This window comes from Streptomyces sp. NPDC002125 (assembly GCF_053593715.1).
In genome coordinates this window covers 1-15,418 of the sequence record NZ_JBSFDD010000043.1, presented here as the reverse complement: position 1 = coordinate 15,418, position 15,418 = coordinate 1, and the positions used below count along the sequence as shown (strand labels likewise).

Below are 15,418 nucleotides of genomic sequence, written 5' to 3'. Positions count from 1 at the left end.
CCGGCCGTCACCTGCCGCCGGCCACCCTCCGTCACCCGACTTCGAGGACGGCTTTGCCGTGGAGCCGTCGGTCGAGCAGCAGCCGCACGGCCTCGGAGTGGCGAGCCCAGGGGCCGCGCCAGCTGATGCCCGGATCGAGGCGGCCCGCCGCCAGTTCTCCGGCCAGCCAGGTCAGGTCCGCGGAGAAGTCGGTGGTGGGGTCGCCGAGGAGGAAGAAGGTCCGGATCGACCTGTCGTGACGTCCTTCGTTGCCCAGCAGGGCATCCGGTGGCAGTACCACGTCGCTCTCGGCGGAGCGGCCCACGCTGAACAGGGTGCCGCCTGCCGACAGGGAGGCGAAGGCGTCGACGAGGTGCTGTCCGCCGACGTTGTCCAGGACGGCCGACACCGGCTGCCGCACGGCGGCCGGTTCGGGGTGCACCTCGTGGGCGCCCAGGGCCCGCAGGCCGTCCGCCTGTGCCGGGTTCCGGCTGATGGCGACGACGTCTGCGCCCGCACGGGCGGCCAGTTGGACGGCGTAACGGCCCACGCCGCCGGAAGCGCCGGTGATTATCACGCGCCGCCCGAGCAGTGAGCCCATCCGGCGCAGCACGTGCAGGGCGCTCAGCCCGGCCACGGGTGCGGTGCTCAGAGCTCCGGGGTCGGCGTCCTTCGGCGCGGTGCCGAGCAGGGTGGCAGGTGTGGCGCGCAGTTCGGCCCAGCCGGCCTCGCCGAGGGTGACGACCCTCGCTCCCTCTGCCGGGCCCGAGCCGTCGGCGGCCGCCCGTACGACCACGCCGGCCGCGTCCCAGCCGGGCACGGTGCCGTCCGGCAACTCCGGACCGGTCGCGGTATGGACCTCGCCGAAGTTCAGCGAGACCGCCTCGACCCGCACGAGCGCCTCGTGGGGTGCGGGCCGCGGGTCGGGGACATCCGTCAGTGACAGATGTCCGGGCGAGGTGTGGTCGACGACGAGTGCGCGCACAGGAGGTCCCCTTCGCGAGGCGGAGTGAAGTGCCACACTGTGGCACTTGCCTCAGTAGAGCATATGCGCGCATCCGGCGTGCTTGGTAGAGTCGATCCGGTGATCAGCCCTGAACAGCCCGCCACGCTGCGCGAACGCAAGAAGTTGCGCACGCGCCACGAGTTGGCCGACACCGCCGTCACACTCTTCGGCGAACGTGGATTCGACAGCACCCCGCTGGACGCGCTGCTGGAGCAGGTGGAGGTGTCCAGGCGGACCTTCTTCCGCAATTTCCGGTCGAAGGAGGAGGTGGCGCACACCGCGGCCAGGCAGCTCTGGGACGTCTACCTGGACGTGCTGGACCGCATGGAGAGGACCGGGCGGCTGGCCGACGTCTTTCTCGAGGCGATGCTGACCACGCTGGAGCGCATGGACGAGGACTGGTACCGGCGCTTCCCGCTCACCCTCCGGCTGATCGCCGACTCGCCCGCGCTCGACGGGTACTCCCTGCGGCACTGCGCCGAGGTCCAGGCCGAGATCGCGCACCGGCTGGACACGGGGAACCGTTTCGAACTGCGGCTCCTCACCGAGTGCTTCGTGGCCGCCTGGCGCTGCACGCTGGACGAGTGGCTGCCCGACTGCGTACCGGGCGAACTGCCGGCGCTCCTGCGCCGGTCCTGGTCGTCCATGGACTCCGCTCTCGCCCTGGAGGCTTGAGCGCGCGAGTGGGGCCGGCCGTGGCTCGGTGGGGGCATGGCTGTCATGACCGTGGGGGCCGCCCTGCCCGGGCGGCCCCCACGGTCACGCGGTCATGGCGCCCGTACTACTTGGCGCGGTCGAAGTCGATGGCGCTGTAGGCGCGCAGCTTCGACAGCCGGTGGGTCGAGGAGATCGTCCGGATCGTGCCGGACTTGGAGCGCATCACGATCGACTCGGTGGTCGCCGTCTCCGCGCGGTACCGCACACCGCGCATCAGCTCACCGTCGGTGATCCCCGTCGCCACGAAGAACACGTTGTCGCCGCTGACCAGGTCGTCGGTCGACAGCACCCGGTCCAGATCGTGGCCCGCGTCCAGCGCCTTCTGCCGCTCGGCCTCGTCCTTGGGCCAGAGCTTGCCCTGGATGACACCGCCGAGGCACTTTATGGCGCACGCCGAGATGATGCCCTCGGGCGTGCCGCCGATGCCCATCAGCAGGTCGACGCCGGTGCCCTCGCGGGCCGCCATGATCGAGCCGGCCACATCGCCGTCGGAGATGAACTTGATCCGGGCGCCCGTCTCCCGGATCTCCTTGACGATGCCCTCGTGGCGGGGGCGGTCCAGGATGACCACGGTGACGTCCTCGGGCGTGGAGTTCTTCGCCCGCGCGACGCGCCGGATGTTCACCGCCACGGGCGCGTTGATGTCGACGAAGTCCGCCGCCTCGGGCCCCGTCACCAGCTTGTCCATGTAGAAGACCGCGGACGGGTCGAACATCGCCCCGCGGTCGGCGGCCGCCAGCACGGCGATCGCGTTCGGCATGCCCTTGGCGTTGAGCGTGGTGCCGTCGATCGGGTCGACGGCGATGTCGACCTCGGCCCCGGTGCCGTCGCCGACGCGCTCGCCGTTGAACAGCATGGGGGCTTCGTCCTTCTCGCCCTCACCGATGACGACGACACCGTTCATCGACACCGTGGAGACGAGCGTGCGCATGGCTTTCACGGCGGCACCGTCGGCGCCGATCTTGTCGCCGCGGCCCACCCAGCGCCCGGCGGCCATGGCGGCGGCCTCGGTCACCCGGACCAGCTCCAGGGCCAGGTTGCGGTCGGGGGCCTCCGGAGAGACCTCGAGCTGGGACGGCAGATGATGCTCGGACATCGGAGCGCACCTTTCTGTACGACGACGACCGGAAAAGAGGGTGCTGTGACTCTATCGGTAGGTCGATAAAATGAGCAGACCGGGTCACGAATGAGCGGATGCCCGCTGGCGGGGCGCTCGGAGGCTCATGCCACCATTGAGTCCGTGGCAAGCATGCGAGGCAAGCAGACCGTCCGGGACATGTTCCTGTCGATGCTCGTGATCACCGCAGTGGCGGGCGTCGTCTACCTCTTCATTCCGCACGACGACAAGCTCGACCCCATCAAGGCGGTCGACTACCGGGTCGAGCTCGCGACGGCCCGTCGCGCCGCCCCGTATCCGGTGGCGGCCCCGGCCGGACTGTCGAAGGACTGGAAGCCGACCTCCGTGTCGTACGAGGGTCAGTCGGGCGCCGGGTGGCACCTGGGCTTCCTCGACCCCGACGGCAAGTACGTCGCGGTGGAGCAGTCCACGAACCCGGCGAAGAAGTACGTCCCCGAGGTCAGCCAGAACGCCAGGAACACCGGTCGCACCCATGAGGTGGCGGGCCAGGAGTGGGAGCGCTGGGAGGGCCCGAAGTACGACGCCCTCGTGCTGCACGCCGAGGGTGTCACCACGGTGGTCACGGGCTCGGCCCCGACCGAGCGGCTGGCGGAGATGGCCGCCGCGCTGAAGACGGCCTCCTGAGGGCCCCGTGACGACAGGAAGGCCCGCGGCGCTCGGCGCCGCGGGCCTTCCTGTCGTACAGCGTGCGGATCAGACGGTGGTGACGACCTCGTCGTAGGAGAGGCGCGGCAGGCGCGGGAACCAGGCGTCCTCGCCCGGCTTGCCGATGTTGACGGCCATGAGCAGCTTGTGGTCGCCGTCCAGGAACTCCTTCTCGATGCCGGCGGCGTCGTAGCCGGTCATCGGGCCCGCGGCCAGGCCGGCGGCGCGGACGCCGATGATGAAGTAGGCGGCCTGGAGCGCGGCGTTCAGCGCGGCGGACTGCTCGCGGACCGGGCGCTCGGAGAAGAAGGCGTCCTTGGCCTGCGGGAAGTGCGGCAGGAGTGCCGGGAGTTCCTCGTGGAACTCGTGGTCCGCGACGAGGAGCGCGACCAGCGGGGCGGTCGTGGTCTTCGGGCGGTTGCCCTCGGCCATGTGCGCGACCAGGCGCTCACGGGCCTCGGGGGAGCGGACCAGGACGACGCGCAGCGGCGACTGGTTGAAGGCGGTGGGGCCGTACTTGACCAGGTCGTAGATCGCCTGGACCTGCTCGTCGGTCACCGGCTCGTCGGTGAACGTGTTCGCGGTGCGGGCCTCGCGGAAGAGGAGGTCCTGGGCGGCGGGGTCAAGGACGAGGGACATCTGGGGGGTACCTTCCGGATGGATGCGGGGGTCAAGCGATGTGATCACCGTAACCGAGAAATAGATTAAGGTTCAACTAAATCGGCCTCGGAGTGATCCATGGCACAAGCGCGCCGGGTCACGGGGCGCACATGGGGCCGGGTGAGGGGCGCTCGTTGAGCCGGGGCATCGGGCCTGCGGGCCGTGGGCGTCGGCGCGTGCGGGGCCGGGGCGTCGGGCCTGCGGGGCCCGGGCATCGGCGCGTGTGGACCCCGGGCGTCGGCGCGTGCGGGACCACGGGCATCTGCGCGTGCCGGATACGGGCCGAACGGAACCGCGTGCGGGGCCGGGCCGCACGGAACCGCTCGCGCGGCCGGATCACCTGGCGGGCGCGGGGCCCGGCCCGCCGAGCGCGTGTGGGCACGAGCCGCAGGGCGCATGTGGGCCCGGGTTGCAGGGCGCGTGCGGGGCCGCCCGAAAAGGCGGCCCGCGCGCTGCTCAGTCCGTGCCGCCGCCGTCCGCAGCAGGCTCCTCGGGGCGGGCGAGCGCCGCGTCCAGCCGGGCGCGCGCGCCCTCCAGCCAGTGCCGGCACACCTTCGCCAGCTCCTCGCCGCGCTCCCACAGGGCCAGCGACTCCTCCAGCGTCGTGCCGCCCGCCTCCAGGCGGCGTACGACCTCGATCAGCTCGTCCCGCGCCTGCTCGTAGCCGAGCGTGCCCGTCGCGGCAGCCGTCGTCGTCCCGTCGTCCGTCATGCCTTCCACCCTATGCGGGGGCTCCGACAGTACGGGCCCCTCACTCCGCGACCCGTACGGTGAACTCGCCCTCCGAGACCCGCGCCCGCAGCTCGCCGCCCGGCACCCCGGCATCCGCGGGGGAGCGCACCACATGGCCGTCCGGCCGCTGGAGCACCGCGTAACCCCGCTCCAGCGTCGCCGCGGGCGACAGCGCGACCACCCTGGCCCGGGTGTGGGCGAGCTCGGAGTCGGCGCGGTCCAGCAGATGGCCGAGCACGCGGCGGCTGCGCCCCACCAGCGCGTCGACCTCCGCCTCGCGCTCGTCCACCATCCGCTGCGGCCGCTCCATCGAGGAGCGGCCCAGCGCCTGCGCCAGCCCCCGCTCCTCGCGGTCGATCAGCCCCCGGACGGTCCGCAGCGCCCGGTCCCGCAGCTGCTGCACGCGGTCGAGCTCCTCGCCCACGTCCGGTACGACCTTCTTCGCCGCGTCCGTCGGCGTCGACGCCCGCACATCGGCCACCAGGTCGAGCAGGGGCGAGTCGGGCTCGTGCCCGATGGCGGAGACCACCGGCGTACGGCACGCGGCCACCGTGCGGATCAGCTCCTCGTCCGAGAACGGCAGCAGATCCTCCACGCTGCCGCCGCCGCGGGCGACGACGATCACGTCCACCTCGGGCAGCGCGTCCAGCTCCTTGACCGCCTGGACCACCTGGTTCACCGCGTGCACACCCTGCACCGCGGTGTTGCGCACCTCGAAGCGCACCGCGGGCCAGCGGCGCCGGGCGTTCTCCAGCACATCGCGCTCGGCGGCGGAGGCCCGCCCGGAGACCAGCCCGATCAGCTGCGGCAGGAACGGCAGCGGCTTCTTGCGGTCCAGGGCGAAGAGCCCCTCGGCCGCCAGCGACTTCTTCAGCTGCTCCAGCCGCACCAGCAGCTCGCCGATGCCCACCGGCCGTATCTCCGTGGCCCGCAGGGAGAGCTGCCCCCGGGGGGCGTACCACTCGGGCTTGGCGAGGACGACGACCCGCGCGCCCTCCGTCACCACATCGGCGATCCGGTCGAAGACCTGCCGGAAGCAGGTCACGCTCACCGAGATGTCGTGCGACGGGTCGCGCAGCGTCAGGAAGACCACCCCGGCGCCCGGCCGCCGGGACAGCTGGGTGATCTGGCCCTCGACCCAGACCGCGCCGAGCCGGTCGATCCAGCCGCCGATCAGGCGTGACACGTCGCCGACGGGCAGCGGGGCTTCCGGGGACGTAGTGAGAGCCATACGGGCGAGCGTAACGGCCGCGACCGACAATCAGGCGGCCCGCCGCCCCGCCGCCCCGCCGCCCGGACAGAAGGTCACGCCGCCCGCCGCCCCCACTGCACCGCCAGCACCACGAGCCCGATCCCCAGCCAGCACAACCCGACCAGCTGCGCGCTCGTCGTCGCCTCCAGGATCACCGCGACCAGGATGGCCGCGCCCACCACGGGCATCAGCACATGGCGCCACCAACTCGGCGGCCCCTCCATGCGGCGTACGGCGAACCAGCCCACCACCGACGCGTGCAGCAGCACGAACGCGGTGAGCGCGCCGACGTTGACCACCGACACCAGATGGTCCAGCCCGTCGTCGCGCCGGGCCGCCCACACCGCCGCCACCAGGGTCACCACCGCGGCACCCGCGATCGCGACCCGGGGCACCCCGGACCGTCCGTCGACCCGGGACAGGAACGAGGGGAGCCGGCCGTCCCGTGCCATGGCGAACACCAGCCGCCCGGCCGCCGCCTGCCCGGCCAGCGCCGCGAACGCCGCCCCGATCGCCTTGCTCACGGCCACCAGGTCGTGCAGCCAGGTCCCGACCGAGGCGTCCACCGCGTCGTAGAAGGCGGAGCCCTGCAACGCCGGATCGGCCGCCAGTTCCGCCGAGCTCACCGGCTCCAGCAGAGCCGCCAGATACGACTGGACCACGAACAGCACCCCGGCGAGCACCAGGCAGAACAGCACGGCCCGCGCCACCTTCGCCGAACCGCCCGTCACCTCCTCGGCGAAGGAGGCGATCGCGTCGAAGCCCAGATACGACAGCACCGCGACGGACACCGCTCCCAGCACCGCCGTCGTCGAGAACCCGGAGTCCCCGGTCAGCGGCGTCAGCCAGCCGCGCTGCGCCCCGTCCCTGGCCAGCACCACCACCGCCGAGACCACGAACACCAGCAGCACCACGATCTCCATGGCGAGCACCGCGAAGCCCACCCTGGCCGCAGCCCGGACGCCCCAGAGGTTGAGCGCGGTCGTCACCACGACCGCGATCGCCGTCCACACCCACCGCGACACCTCGGGGACGAGCGCGTTCATCGCGATCCCGGAGAAGAGGTAGGCGACCGCCGGGATGAGCAGATAGTCGAGCATCGCCATCCAGCCGGCGATGAACCCGGGCCCTTCCCCCAGCCCCTTGCGGGCGTACGCGAAGACCGACCCGGCCAGCGGCGCGACGTGCACCATCTGCGCGTAACTGAAGGCGGTGAAGGCCATGACCACGGTCGCCACGAGATAGACCAGTGCCACGGCCCCGTCGGACTTGGCGTCCAGCGTGCCGAACACGCCGACCGGCGCCATGGGGGCGATGAACAGAAGCCCGTAGACCACCAGGTCCCGGAACCCGAGTGTGCGGTGCAGCCTGCCCTCGTTGGTCCTGCTGCCGGTCATGTACCCTCCGTCGCTGTCTGCGCTACGCCTCAGTCTCCCGACCCCGTCGATCCGGCGCCTGTTCGATACGGCCTTACGATGGGACGCATGACTGCAACGCCCAGCCCGTCATCCGCCGCCGCCCCCAGCGGAGGCGCTCCGCGCCGCAGTGACAACCGCCGTGTCCTGCTCGCCGCGCCCCGTGGATACTGCGCGGGCGTGGACCGCGCCGTGATCGCCGTCGAGAAGGCCCTGGAGCAGTACGGGGCCCCGGTCTACGTCCGCCACGAGATCGTGCACAACAAGTACGTCGTGCAGACACTCGAGAAGAAGGGCGCGATCTTCGTCGACGTGACCGCGGAGGTGCCCGAGGGCTCCATCGTGATGTTCTCCGCGCACGGAGTCGCCCCGACCGTCCACGCCGAGGCCGCCGAGCGCAAGCTCGCCACGATCGACGCGACCTGCCCGCTGGTCACCAAGGTCCACAAGGAAGCCGTGCGTTACGCCAAGGAGGACTACGACATCCTCCTGATCGGCCACGAGGGCCACGAGGAAGTCATCGGCACCAGCGGTGAGGCCCCCGACCACATCACGCTGGTCGACGGCCCCGACGACGTCGCCAACGTCGAGGTCCGCGACGAGTCCAAGGTCGTCTGGCTCTCCCAGACCACGCTCTCCGTCGACGAGACGATGGAGACCGTCGGGGCGCTGAAGAACAAGTTCCCGAACCTCCTCTCCCCGCCGAGCGACGACATCTGCTACGCCACGCAGAACCGCCAGATCGCCGTGAAGAAGCTGGCCGAGGACGCCGAGCTGGTCATCGTCGTCGGCTCGAAGAACTCCTCCAACTCGATCCGCATGGTCGAGGTCGCCCTGGACGCGGGCGCGCCTGCCGCCCACCTGGTGGACTTCGCGAGCGAGATCGACGAGGCATGGCTGGAAGGCGTCACCACGGTCGGCCTCACCTCGGGCGCCTCGGTTCCCGACGTCCTGGTCGACGGAGTCCTGGAATGGCTCGGGGAGCGCGGTTACGCGGACGTGGAGACGGTGAAGACGGCCGACGAGTCGATCACCTTCTCCCTCCCCAAGGAACTCCGCCGCGACCTGCGCGCCGAGGCCGCCGCGCTCTCCGCCGAATAGGCGGAACAGCCGGGCGGACGGGCGTACGCCCCGGGGCATCGAGGCCGGGCAACCGGCCGGGCGCCCCGGGAGCTTCCGCCGGATCGCCCCCTCCGGGGAGTGATACGCGCCACCTGCCCGTACCGTGGATCGCATGGAGATCTTCGGTGTGGACATCGGCGGTTCGGGGATCAAGGGTGCGCCCGTTGACCTGGACCGCGGAGAGCTGGCGCGGGAGCGCCACAAGGTACTGACACCTCACCCGGCCACGCCCCAGAGCGTGGCCGACGGTGTGGCCGAGGTCGTGGGCCACTTCGACTGGCAGGGGCCGGTCGGCATCACGTTCCCCGGAGTCGTCACCGGCGGCATCACCAGGACCGCCGCCAATGTGGACAAGGGCTGGATCGACACGGACGCCCGGGCGCTGCTCAGCGACCGCATCGGGCAGAGCGTCACGATCCTCAACGACGCCGACGCGGCGGGCATCGCCGAGATGACCTTCGGCGCGGGCCGTGACCGCAAGGGCACGGTGATCATGCTGACCCTCGGTACGGGCATCGGCAGCGCGGTCTTCACGGACGGGCATCTCGTGCCCAACACCGAGCTCGGCCACCTGGAGCTGCACGGCCACGACGCCGAGAAGCGCGCCTCCACGAAGGCCAAGGAGGACGAGGACCTGAGCTGGCAGCACTGGGCGCACCGGGTGCAGAAGTACCTGGTGCACGTGGAGATGCTGTTCTCGCCCGAGCTCTTCATCATCGGCGGCGGCGTCAGCCGCAAGGCGGAGAAGTTTCTGCCGCTGATCGAACACGTACGGGCCGAGATGGTCCCGGCGGAGCTGCAGAACAACGCGGGCATCGTGGGCGCGGCCATGGCGGCTGCGGGGAAGTGACGCGGGGCGCCGGCAAGTAACCCGTGCCCCGGGGCGCCGGGCAGTGACCCCGTACGCATGCGGCGGGGCAGCGACCCCGGGCCGCCGGGTAGTGGCTTCGGTGGCTCTACGTCCGCATGCGGCGGGCAGTGACCCCGGTGGCCCTACGGACGCGGGCGGCGGGCGGCGGCGGCGCGGTCGGCCCTGACCAGGTGCCGCTGCCGCTCCCGCATCTGCCGGACCTTCCGCACGGAGGCGATCAGACCGGCGATGAGCGTGCCCCCGTACAGCCAGCCGGCATGGACGGCGAGCGCGGTCACGACCGCCATGGTCTGCCCGCCGAAGCCGCCCGTGCCCCCGGCGACGGGGATCACGCCGACCGCGAAGGCGATGGGCACGATGATCGGGGCGGTCACCAGGTCGGCGGGCCGCACCCAGTAGGCAGTCAGGGCGCTGACCAGCAGGAACAGCACCCCGTACACCGTCTCGGAGGCGCCCAGTAGCAGCCGGTCCAGGCAGGCCAGCAGGAACATCGTCAGGGCCGCGAAGAGCCCGGCGCCGATGCCGGTCAGCCTGGGGTTGGGGAAGCGGCGCAGTGCCAGCACCACGGGCGCGACGCCACCGGCCCGCGGCCCGGAGACCCCCTGCCCCGTCGCCGGCGCGGGGGCGACAGCCACCGACACCGGATATCCGGCCGCCGCCGTGGCCTCGCCGAGGCCGACGGGCGGGGCGGGCGGGGCCGGGGAGGGCTGCCTGCGCTGCGGGGTACGTGTCCTGTGCTGCTCCACCCCGACAACCTAGGTCGCGGGACGGCCCCTCGCGGGTGCGGGACACGCCCTTTGGATGACCTTGGCCTTGCGTTCGATGCCACACGGCCGAAAGACAACCGTTCGGCCCCGGGACCGTCCCGCCCCCGCACCCGTGACGGGCAGCGCCGCCCCGCCCGTAAACTGGAGAATCGGGTCCACGCGCGGCCCGCCCGCACAGCCCCCTCTCCTCACTTCAGGAAGTCGCCAAAGTGTCGCTCACGATCGGAATCGTCGGCCTGCCGAATGTCGGTAAGTCGACCCTGTTCAACGCCCTGACCAAGAACGACGTGCTGGCGGCCAACTACCCGTTCGCCACCATCGAGCCGAACGTCGGCGTCGTGGGCGTCCCCGACCCGCGCCTGGACAAGCTCGCCGAGATCTTCAACTCGCAGAAGCTGCTCCCCGCCACCGTCGACTTCGTCGACATCGCGGGCATCGTGCGGGGCGCGAGCGAGGGCGAGGGCCTGGGCAACAAGTTCCTCGCGAACATCCGCGAGTCCGACGCCATCTGCCAGGTCATCCGGGCCTTCAAGGACGAGAACGTCGTCCACGTCGACGGCAAGGTCTCGCCGAAGGACGACATCGAGACGATCAACACCGAGCTGATCCTCGCCGACCTCCAGTCCGTCGAGAAGGCCGTACCGCGCCTGACGAAGGAGTCCCGCCTCCAGAAGGACAAGGTCGCGGTCCTCGCCGCCGTCGAGGAGGCCCAGAAGATCCTGGAAGCGGGCGACACCCTCTTCTCCCGGGGCATCACCGCCGGCACCGAGAAGGGCCGCCTGCTCCACGAGCTGCACCTGCTCACGACGAAGCCCTTCCTGTACGTCTTCAACGTCGACGAGGACGAGCTGGTCGACGAGGACTTCAAGAACGAGCAGCGCGCCCTGGTCGCCCCGGCGGAGGCCATCTTCCTCAACGCCAAGATCGAGTCCGAGCTGATCGAGCTGGACGACGAGGAGGCCCTCGAACTCCTCCAGTCCATGGGCCAGGAAGAGCCCGGCCTCGCCACCCTCGGCCGCGTCGGCTTCGACACCCTGGGCCTCCAGACCTACCTCACGGCAGGCCCGAAGGAAGCCCGCGCCTGGACGATCAAGAAGGGCGCCACGGCCCCGGAGGCGGCCGGTGTGATCCACACCGACTTCCAGAAGGGCTTCATCAAGGCGGAGATCGTCTCCTTCGAGGACCTCGTCGAGACCGGCTCGGTCGCGGAGGCCCGCGCCAAGGGCAAGGCGCGCATGGAGGGCAAGGACTATGTGATGCAGGACGGGGACGTCGTGGAGTTCCGCTTCAATGTGTAGCGGGTGACATACCACCACGTCGATGATCTGGCAAACCTGCAGGTCAGATGGGGTCCGACTCTTCGGAGTCGGGCCCCTAGTTTTTTCCCGTGCTGGATCGGTGCTGGATAATCTGACCCCTCGTCACCTGTCGTCACCCCTCATCACCCGCACGGTGCTGGATCGGTGCTGGATCCTGGAGAGGCTCCTCAAGACCCTGTGGCGGCAGTCGTGAAGAGGGGTAACAGTGCGCGGTCGAGCGATCCGCACACACTTCTTTCACGGCCGCGAGGCCGCTCACGGAAACAAACCTGTGCTCACTCGGCGTTGATGAACTCTGAGCCGAGGAGGGGAAGGTGTCGGGCCTGAAGCTGTTCAACACAAAAGGCGGCGTGACCGAGGTCACGCCGCATCTTGCTGATGTCGAGGCGGATGTGCAGGGTTTTGTCGAGGCGCACATGGAGATGCTGCTGGGGGTGCGGTTCCTGGCGAGCGAGCACCGCACCGGACAGGTCCACGGAGGTCGGATCGACTCGCTAGGGCTGGACGAGAACGGGTCGCCTGTCATCGTCGAGTACAAGCGCGGCACAGATGCCGGTGTGATCCATCAGGGCCTGTTCTACCTGGCTTGGCTGATGGATCACCGGGCTGAGTTCGAGCGCCTGGTCCGCGACCGGCTCGGGGTGACGGCCGCGTCCCAGGTGCTATGGAGCGGCCCGCGCCTCATCTGCATCGCCGGCGACTTCACTCGCTACGACGTGCATGCCGTGCGTGAGCACCGGCGCTCGATCGACCTGGTCCGCTACCGACTCTTCGGCAGCGACCTGCTCGGCCTTGAGACCGTGGCCTCGGTGGGCGGCGACACGCAAGTGTCACGCCGGGCGCGGCGTCCCTCTGTCACCCACGCCGCGGCGGACGTCCGGAAGACGGCGATGATGGAGCTGGCGGGCGCGGTCGACGAGGTACTGCTCGGGCTCGGAGACGGCGTGAACCGCGTGGATCGCAAGCAGTACCGGGCGTACCAGCGCCTGCGGAACTTCGCCTGCCTGTGTCCGCCGCAACGGAGCAAGCTGCTGGTCTACCTGAAGGTCGACCCGGCGGACGTGAACCTCGTTCCGGGTTTTACCCGGGACGTGTCTGGGCTCGGTCACCACGGGACGGGCGATCTTGAGGTCCAGCTCCGTACACCGAGGGACGTAGAGCGGGCGCAGGATCTGTTCCGGTTGAGCTACGCGGCGGCGTGATCGCTTGCCGGCCTCTTGGCCGTGGCTGCTTCGTGGATGCTCTGCAGTCGTGGGGTGGCGCCTTTCGACGTGTGGGTGGGACGTGGCGGTGGACTATCAATGATGCGCGGGATCGCCGGTTTGGCTAACCGGCGATCCCGCGCTATGTTGCGCGGCCGTGCCCCAGTCATTGGTGGCTCGCGTCAGCGCGTCTGTGGGCGGGGATGCGCTGAAACATCTGTCGGCGTGCTCCGTGGTCGTCCAGGCCGTCCTTCTAGTGCTGTGCTCTGTCGCCATAGCGGTGGGAGAAGGGGACTTGAAGTGCGCCGTTGGCGGTACGAGAGTCTTGAGTTGGGCCCAGCCAGTCGAAAACGCCGGGTCGCCTTCGCGGCACCCGGCGCCCCGGGCTGGGCGATGGGCCGGTCGTCACAAGCTCCTGCCGACCGGCTGGTGCTTGTAGACCCGTGGAAGGCCGGGAGGCACGGTGGTTGTCGTGGCGATGCGCCGGGATGTCTTTGGCGTCTTGCGCGTGCCGATTCCGTGGGCGAGGTTCTCGGTGAGGTCCGCCAGCAGTGAGCTGGGGGTGTGCGGAGACGCGGTGACGGTCCAAATGGGGCTGTCCGGATCAGAGCCGGCCCACACGGTCCATGTGGCCAGGTTCTGGCTCGGGTGCTGTGCGGTGAAGGCGTCGAAGCGGATGCCCGCATCACCGCCGGGGGATGTCCAGCGGATCCATCGCCCATCCACGGTGTGCTTCCACCCGGCGTCGGATAGCGGCTGCGTGGCCGCGGTGACCATTTTCTCGTCCACCGGGGTACCGATGGCTGTGTCCAAGCCGTCACCGTCGGCGAGCTGGTTCAGCAGCTCCCGCATCACCGGGGCAGGGGTGGCGCCGGAAGCGGTGAGGACCCACATGCGGTCGGAGACGGGGCTCTCGTAGGCGGCTATGGTCCAGGCGGTCTCGCGGGCCTGCGTTTCGTGGACGTGCTCGATGCGCAGGGTCTGGTCCTCGTGGATGGCGTGGGTCGTGTCGTCGGACCAGGTGCGCCACTTCTGCCAGTCGCGATGATCTTCGAGAAAGGTTTCCAGGAGGGCGTCGTGGTTGCCGGCGTCGGCCGCGTATGCGGGGACGGTTTCCGGTTCCGGGCGCGAAGACTCAGCTCTGGCGGTGGGTGGGCCGAATGAGGTTCGGGCTTGGGCGGTGTCCTGCTCGGTGTCGGTCAGGGGAGCTGGGCCGGGTCGCATGGCGGCGCCGTGGGCCTTTTCGAAGGCGACCAGGGCTGCAGCGGGTGAGTCGAAAATGTCGGCGACCTGCCGCAGATGGTTCTCGCCGTGAAGGTAGACGGACTTGCCGTTCCGGTGGAGGTATGTGCCGACCGCGACTGTTGTGTGGCCATCGTGGGCGTGGGCGTGGATGAGGAGATGGCCGTGGCGGATGTCGTCGTGGATCTTCTGGGCGTCGTCGGAGACCTGGCGGATCTCGCTGCGGGTGCACCAGTGCATCGGGTAGTTGGCCCAGGTCCATTCCTCGTCCATGGCTTCCCGGAGCTTCGGGGTGATCTCGACGGTGATGCCGTCAGCGGCCAGTTGCTCGGCTGCCCACTCGGCCCAGTAAGGCTCCTCGTGATCGATGCGGGCCAGAACAAGAGTGCTGTTGCCCACGGCGCTCCAGTTGCCGGCCTCCAGGGCCGCGTGGGCGATATGGGCCTGGGAACCGGTCAGGACGGCGGTCACGGCACTGGAGTGGTGAGGGTGGACGTCAAGGCGGACATGGGCGTCGATGGAGGGAGTTGTCATGCGGGGTCTCGTTCCTGCCGGTTGCCGGGACGCGAAGGGCCCGACAACCGGCGGGTGGGGGTCAGCGGGGACTGCGCGTGGCGGAGGGGGCCGTGGTCTGCGGGGGGCCGGCGCGGGGCACGCCTGCGGCTCTCGTGGCCCGTGCGCGGGGGGTCCGGTCGGCCGGCTGAGGAGAGGGGGAGGTGGCGTGTCGCCATCGGGTACGCACGGCTGACAGGTCGGCGAGGGCGCGGCGGCTGCCGACGACGAGCTGGTAGGGCGTGCTGGCCGCGTCGTCGGTGAACGCCTCGATGATCCGGCCAGCGTGGTCGGCGGCGGAGAGGAGGGAGCGCTGGACGACGCGCTCGCCCCAGTGTTCGGGGGAACCGAACGACCCGGACAGGAGCCCCAGCAGCTCGCGCGGGTCGGCCCCCGGATGCAGGAGCCCGTGGTGCTGTGCCTCCCACAGGACGGTCACGGGGTCGATGGGAGTGCCGCGCCGGTCCAGGGCCGTCAGGCACTGCCACAGCTCGGCGTGCAGCGGGTGCGTGAAGTCGCCGGGCGTCAGCCACCGCATTTGCTCGATGCCGCTGGGGCTGGCGGTCACGGTCGCGAGGAGCAGCCGCTCGTCGTCTGAGGCTTCTTCATCCACGGTCGGTACCGGCGCGGGAGCGGCCGTGCGGGGCAGGGATCCGGGATGCGGGGGGAAGCGGGCGGCGATGTCGTCCACCACGGTGAAAACAGCGTCAGCCTCGTCCAGGGTGGCGGCCACGCGCTGGGGGAGTGAGGTGTCCGCGGCGGTGTGCGTGAGGCGCTGGGCGGCGGCGGCCAGACGGCG

At 70.6% G+C, this 15,418-nt stretch carries 15 protein-coding genes; 6 read left to right on the top strand and 9 right to left on the bottom strand.

Annotated features, from left to right (window positions below; genetic code table 11):
• Window positions 1-31: 31 nt before the first annotated feature.
• Window positions 32-964: a zinc-binding dehydrogenase gene (locus tag ACWCQM_RS39100; protein ID WP_450919836.1), complete on the bottom strand. Its 933-nt coding sequence runs from the start codon at window positions 962-964 to the stop codon at window positions 32-34.
• A gap of 99 nt (window positions 965-1,063) precedes the next feature.
• Between ACWCQM_RS39100 and ACWCQM_RS39095 the strand changes: the two genes are divergently transcribed.
• Window positions 1,064-1,660: a TetR/AcrR family transcriptional regulator gene (locus tag ACWCQM_RS39095; protein WP_450919835.1), complete on the top strand. Its 597-nt coding sequence runs from the start codon at window positions 1,064-1,066 to the stop codon at window positions 1,658-1,660.
• A 106-nt stretch (window positions 1,661-1,766) separates the two neighbouring features.
• Here ACWCQM_RS39095 and glpX read toward each other — a convergent pair whose 3' ends face one another.
• The gene (gene glpX, locus ACWCQM_RS39090) at window positions 1,767-2,798 is read right to left on the bottom strand and encodes a class II fructose-bisphosphatase (protein WP_030561311.1); all 1,032 of its coding nucleotides are present in this window, start codon (window positions 2,796-2,798) and stop codon (window positions 1,767-1,769) included.
• Between the two features lie 144 nt (window positions 2,799-2,942).
• Here glpX and ACWCQM_RS39085 point away from each other — a divergent pair, with 144 nt between their 5' ends.
• On the top strand, window positions 2,943-3,464 hold the full coding sequence (locus ACWCQM_RS39085) for a DUF4245 domain-containing protein (protein ID WP_450919834.1): 522 nt from the start codon (window positions 2,943-2,945) through the stop codon (window positions 3,462-3,464).
• Window positions 3,465-3,533: 69 nt separating this feature from the next.
• Here ACWCQM_RS39085 and ACWCQM_RS39080 read toward each other — a convergent pair whose 3' ends face one another.
• The 4 genes from ACWCQM_RS39080 to ACWCQM_RS39065 all read right to left on the bottom strand — a co-directional run bounded on the left by ACWCQM_RS39080 (window position 3,534) and on the right by ACWCQM_RS39065 (window position 7,526).
• A complete protein-coding gene (locus ACWCQM_RS39080) occupies window positions 3,534-4,124 on the bottom strand; it encodes a malonic semialdehyde reductase (protein ID WP_450919833.1) in 591 nt (196 codons plus the stop codon).
• A 477-nt stretch (window positions 4,125-4,601) separates the two neighbouring features.
• A complete protein-coding gene (locus ACWCQM_RS39075; RefSeq protein WP_073746040.1) occupies window positions 4,602-4,856 on the bottom strand; it encodes an exodeoxyribonuclease VII small subunit in 255 nt (84 codons plus the stop codon).
• 40 nt (window positions 4,857-4,896) lie between these two features.
• Window positions 4,897-6,108, bottom strand: a complete 1,212-nt coding sequence (xseA, locus tag ACWCQM_RS39070) for an exodeoxyribonuclease VII large subunit (RefSeq protein ID WP_450919832.1) — start codon at window positions 6,106-6,108, stop codon at window positions 4,897-4,899.
• Between the two features lie 74 nt (window positions 6,109-6,182).
• Window positions 6,183-7,526 (bottom strand): APC family permease, encoded by a 1,344-nt coding sequence (locus tag ACWCQM_RS39065; protein WP_450919831.1) that lies wholly within the window; start codon window positions 7,524-7,526, stop codon window positions 6,183-6,185.
• A gap of 78 nt (window positions 7,527-7,604) precedes the next feature.
• On the opposite strand from ACWCQM_RS39065, the gene ACWCQM_RS39060 reads away from it, so the two are divergent.
• The gene (locus ACWCQM_RS39060) at window positions 7,605-8,645 is read left to right on the top strand and encodes a 4-hydroxy-3-methylbut-2-enyl diphosphate reductase (protein WP_450919830.1); all 1,041 of its coding nucleotides are present in this window, start codon (window positions 7,605-7,607) and stop codon (window positions 8,643-8,645) included.
• Window positions 8,646-8,778: 133 nt separating this feature from the next.
• The gene (ppgK, locus tag ACWCQM_RS39055; RefSeq protein ID WP_450919829.1) at window positions 8,779-9,516 is read left to right on the top strand and encodes a polyphosphate--glucose phosphotransferase; all 738 of its coding nucleotides are present in this window, start codon (window positions 8,779-8,781) and stop codon (window positions 9,514-9,516) included.
• A gap of 143 nt (window positions 9,517-9,659) precedes the next feature.
• Here the strand turns inward: ppgK and ACWCQM_RS39050 are convergent, their stop codons facing one another.
• A complete protein-coding gene (locus ACWCQM_RS39050; RefSeq protein WP_450919828.1) occupies window positions 9,660-10,283 on the bottom strand; it encodes a DUF6542 domain-containing protein in 624 nt (207 codons plus the stop codon).
• A 230-nt stretch (window positions 10,284-10,513) separates the two neighbouring features.
• Between ACWCQM_RS39050 and ychF the strand changes: the two genes are divergently transcribed.
• Window positions 10,514-11,602, top strand: coding sequence for a redox-regulated ATPase YchF (gene ychF, locus ACWCQM_RS39045; protein ID WP_073744780.1), 1,089 nt, complete (start codon window positions 10,514-10,516; stop codon window positions 11,600-11,602).
• Window positions 11,603-11,937: 335 nt separating this feature from the next.
• Entirely contained in the window at window positions 11,938-12,825 is an 888-nt protein-coding gene (locus tag ACWCQM_RS39040) for a DUF5655 domain-containing protein (RefSeq protein WP_450919827.1), read from the top strand.
• 405 nt (window positions 12,826-13,230) lie between these two features.
• Here ACWCQM_RS39040 and ACWCQM_RS39035 read toward each other — a convergent pair whose 3' ends face one another.
• Together ACWCQM_RS39035 and ACWCQM_RS39030 are read right to left on the bottom strand one after the other, a co-directional pair.
• The gene (locus tag ACWCQM_RS39035; protein WP_450919826.1) at window positions 13,231-14,601 is read right to left on the bottom strand and encodes a DUF317 domain-containing protein; all 1,371 of its coding nucleotides are present in this window, start codon (window positions 14,599-14,601) and stop codon (window positions 13,231-13,233) included.
• 61 nt (window positions 14,602-14,662) lie between these two features.
• Window positions 14,663-15,418, bottom strand: a 756-nt coding sequence (locus ACWCQM_RS39030) for a DnaB-like helicase N-terminal domain-containing protein (RefSeq protein WP_450919825.1), incomplete at its 5' end; no start/stop codon positions are given.

Bases quoted from the DNA above. Each gene is read 5' to 3' on its own strand.
- ppgK (WP_450919829.1), top strand. From the start codon at position 8,779: ATGGAGATCTTCGGTGTGGACATCGGCGGTTCGGGGATCAAGGGTGCG.
- ACWCQM_RS39035 (WP_450919826.1), bottom strand. From the start codon at position 14,601: ATGACAACTCCCTCCATCGACGCCCATGTCCGCCTTGACGTCCACCCT.
- glpX (WP_030561311.1), bottom strand. From the start codon at position 2,798: ATGTCCGAGCATCATCTGCCGTCCCAGCTCGAGGTCTCTCCGGAGGCC.
- ACWCQM_RS39060 (WP_450919830.1), top strand. From the start codon at position 7,605: ATGGGACGCATGACTGCAACGCCCAGCCCGTCATCCGCCGCCGCCCCC.
- ACWCQM_RS39075 (WP_073746040.1), bottom strand. From the start codon at position 4,856: ATGACGGACGACGGGACGACGACGGCTGCCGCGACGGGCACGCTCGGC.
- ACWCQM_RS39065 (WP_450919831.1), bottom strand. From the start codon at position 7,526: ATGACCGGCAGCAGGACCAACGAGGGCAGGCTGCACCGCACACTCGGG.
- xseA (WP_450919832.1), bottom strand. From the start codon at position 6,108: ATGGCTCTCACTACGTCCCCGGAAGCCCCGCTGCCCGTCGGCGACGTG.
- ACWCQM_RS39080 (WP_450919833.1), bottom strand. From the start codon at position 4,124: ATGTCCCTCGTCCTTGACCCCGCCGCCCAGGACCTCCTCTTCCGCGAG.